This is a genomic window from Mesorhizobium sp. M7A.F.Ca.CA.002.15.2.1, from assembly GCF_003998715.1.
In the GTDB taxonomy this organism is placed as follows: Bacteria; Pseudomonadota; Alphaproteobacteria; order Rhizobiales; family Rhizobiaceae; genus Mesorhizobium; species Mesorhizobium ciceri.
Window position 1 is genome coordinate 1 of record NZ_RZPI01000663.1, and the last position, 3,029, is coordinate 3,029.

At 61.9% G+C, this 3,029-nt stretch carries 5 protein-coding genes; 1 reads left to right on the forward strand and 4 read right to left on the reverse strand.

Going from position 1 to position 3,029, the window contains the following annotated elements:
- Positions 1 to 660 (forward strand): energy transducer TonB (locus tag ENZ74_RS27115; RefSeq protein ID WP_164761243.1); only part of this gene is annotated, 660 nt, incomplete at its 5' end.
- A 25-nt stretch (positions 661 to 685) separates the two neighbouring features.
- On the opposite strand, the gene ENZ74_RS27120 is transcribed toward ENZ74_RS27115, so the two are convergent.
- The 4 genes from ENZ74_RS27120 to ENZ74_RS27135 all read right to left on the reverse strand — a co-directional run bounded on the left by ENZ74_RS27120 (position 686) and on the right by ENZ74_RS27135 (position 2,787).
- Positions 686 to 1,006: a hypothetical protein gene (locus ENZ74_RS27120; RefSeq protein WP_063170396.1), complete on the reverse strand. Its 321-nt coding sequence runs from the start codon at positions 1,004 to 1,006 to the stop codon at positions 686 to 688.
- 128 nt (positions 1,007 to 1,134) lie between these two features.
- A complete protein-coding gene (locus ENZ74_RS27125) occupies positions 1,135 to 1,395 on the reverse strand; it encodes a hypothetical protein (RefSeq protein WP_024504722.1) in 261 nt (86 codons plus the stop codon).
- A gap of 4 nt (positions 1,396 to 1,399) precedes the next feature.
- Positions 1,400 to 1,654, reverse strand: a complete 255-nt coding sequence (locus tag ENZ74_RS27130; protein WP_024504721.1) for a hypothetical protein — start codon at positions 1,652 to 1,654, stop codon at positions 1,400 to 1,402.
- Between the two features lie 68 nt (positions 1,655 to 1,722).
- Positions 1,723 to 2,787, reverse strand: a complete 1,065-nt coding sequence (locus ENZ74_RS27135) for a SagB/ThcOx family dehydrogenase (protein WP_024504720.1) — start codon at positions 2,785 to 2,787, stop codon at positions 1,723 to 1,725.
- Between the last annotated feature and the right edge of the window lie 242 nt (positions 2,788 to 3,029).

Genomic DNA, 3,029 nt, shown 5'->3' on the forward strand with positions numbered 1-3,029 from the left:
CCTGAAGAACCGGTCGAAAAGGCGAAGCCGGTTGTCGAGCCACCGGAAGCGGTCGCGCCCGACGAGGCCGAACCCAACCGGACCGAAACGGCTGAACAGGCCGATCAGCCGCCGCCGGATGAGGTCATCCCGGATGTTGTCGAGGCTGTCACGCCAGACGTCGTCATTCCCTTGCCGCAGCCGAAACCGGTCGAAATTGTCAAAGACAAGAAACCGGTCGAGGCCAAGGCGAAAAAACCTGTCGAGAAGCCCAAGCCGCGGCTTAAGAAGGAGAAGGCGGCTCCGCCGAAGACGGCAACCGTCGCCAGCGCCGACGCACGGCCCGCGGCCAGGACCGCCGCGCCGAAGGCAGCGGAATCGACGTCGCGCTCCGGCGACTCCAGCAAATGGGACTCCCGTCTGGGCGCCTGGATCAAGCGGCACACGCGCTATCCCAGTTCTGCCAAGGCCCGAGGCGTGGAAGGCAGGCCGTATGTCGCCTTCACGGTCGACTCGTCCGGCCGGGTCCGGTCTGCCAGGCTCTCTCGTTCCTCAGGGGATGCGGATCTGGACCGTGCGGCGCTCGCCGTGCTGCAAGGCGCCACGGTGCCGGCACCGCCGCCGGAACTCGGTTCGCGTCTGAGCCGTACAGCGCCGTTCGTGTTCAGCCTGCGCAACTAGGACCGAATTTGATCGAAGCGGCCTGTCAGTAGGCCAGCGACAGGCTCAGGGCCTCGACCTGTTCGAGATAGAAACGGCATTTCGTGCGCAACAGCCCGAGGCTCGGGTCATCGGCTCCGTTGATCTCGATGGTCTGCATCATGAAGTCGAAATGGGCGTGGAAGGCGTCCACTGTACCCCAGAGACTGTCGGCCTGGCAGCTGTCGGCAATCGCCATCGAGACGAGTTGGCGGGCCTCGATCCGCGCGGCGTCAGGCGATGGCGGTCGCCTGGCGATCAAGACGTCGAGCCGACTGAAAATGCTTTCCCTGGCATCGACGCTTCTGATGTTGGCTATCATGTTCATGTGCAGGTCCCCCTTGGCATTCCAGGCGCGCAATAGGCTCCGGTCTGGAATTGCCTGAAAGCTGGTGATCAGAGCGGTTCAGCGGCGCTGAACCACTAAGCGCGTGGCGTTTGGGCGGGCGACTTGCATCAAGCCTGAGCGACCGGATGCCGGTCCTGCGGGCAGGATGCAATCAGGGTCGGGATCGCGGTTGCATCGGAGGGGTGGCCCCTGATGATGTTGGCGACCTCGGCATCGGCCTGCTCGAACCAGTAGACCATGTCGGCGCGGTGCAGATCCGTCGCGGCTTTCTTCAGCAGCGGCAGCAGGCTTTGCAACGCGCACAGCGTCTCCCAGCGGTTTGGCCGGGAGGTCGAGCCGGCCACCGCGCATGCGGCTGACGATTGCATGTCGCTACGCTCTCCGTGGCTGGGCGGCACGATTGTCTTTTGCCTGCGCCTTGGGGTGCAGCGGGTTGCCGCTGAGCTGCGCATGCCTGGCCGGCCGTGCGCCGCGAAGAACGTCGAAGGCCTCCGCATAGGCCATGCCCAGCAGATAGGAGATCATCGGAAAACGGCTTGATTCGGCCATTTGCACGAGCTCATTGGTCATCGACGAAATATATTGAAGACTATCGATTTCCGACTGGCGTAAGGATTGATTTGGCACGTGCTGCTCCTGTCTCTGGTTATACCCTGGGGAACGCGTTACTGGCCGGACTGCACATTGTTGGTCGACTAATTGATGGATTGGCTCGCGGTGGACGGGTCTCTTTCCGGGGTCGAGAGGGTCAAGGCATAGATCGGTGCGTCGGTGAGACTGTCGAGACCAAGCAGCCGCTTGATGGCGGAATGATTGAGCGCGGCTGTCGGACATGCCGACAGGCCATGATTGGTCGCCGCCAGCATGATATTCTGGCCGATATGGCCGGCCTCGATCAGCACGACACGATAGGCGTTGGCGTCCTCATATTTCCACATCGTGCGATCGAGCCTGGCGCAAAGCAGGATCAGGCACGGCATGCTATCAGCCCACTCCTGTCCGCCGACCAGTTCGGAGATCTTCGGCAGATGGTTCGCGGAAATCCTGCCAAGGTCGTGATCGGCGGCGGAATAATGATAGACACCGGGCTCGAGGCCATCGACGCCGAGCGCGACCACATAGGCCTCATAGGGATTCCGCGCGCCGCCGGAAGGGGTCATGCCAAGCGGCAGGGTGCCAACGCAATTGGCGGTCTCGCCGATGATGCCGAGCCCTGCGAACAGGCAATCGGAAAGCTGTTTGGCTGTGATGGTGGGCTGAGCCGCCGTGCGGTTGGTGCGGCGCCGCGCCATCAAGCTAAGAAGTTCGTTGTCTTCCAGTGCATTCGGCAGCTGGATAGCGCCGGCGGAATTCTTGAGCAGGAGGTCCGGCTGCGGCGTATGGCCGGCGCGTTCTATCTGCCGCTCTTCCGCCTGCTCGATGGTCATGTATTCGCTGTCCTGGACGCAGAAATGCATCAGCGCCGTCGGAAGCCCCCAACTCCATTGTCCTGAAAATTGTTCCTCCTGCTCGGCGAGAGGCGATCCGGCGGTGACCAGGGCGGAAAAATCGAGCAACTGCGGAACGACAGCCTTCAACTCGGACTTCGACCACCCATGGGCGCGGGCAATGTCCGCCGTCGATGCCCATTTGTCCCACGATGCGAGAAGGCCGACCATCTCAGGGCTGCATTCGAAGACGCTTCTGGTCAGGAAGTTGCATGCCGTGACCTTGTTCGGTCCGGGGTAGAAAACGAGCGTTTTCGAAGAGCGCATTTTCATGAAGCTGGATGCCATCTGCGGAGCCGAGGCGCCGACAAGCGAACCGCTCGTCGGCGCAGAACGGCTTCAGCGCTTGTTGTAGTGCATACCCTGCGAAAAGAAGACGGTCTGCGTGCCGGCGGCAATCGTCAGCTTCGGAGCGTTAGTCACTTTCTTGGCCATTTTTATCCCTTTCCTGACCCCCATTTGGGATCCGTTGAAAGACCCCCAGAATGGGATCCGCGTGAAGAAAGGTACGGTCG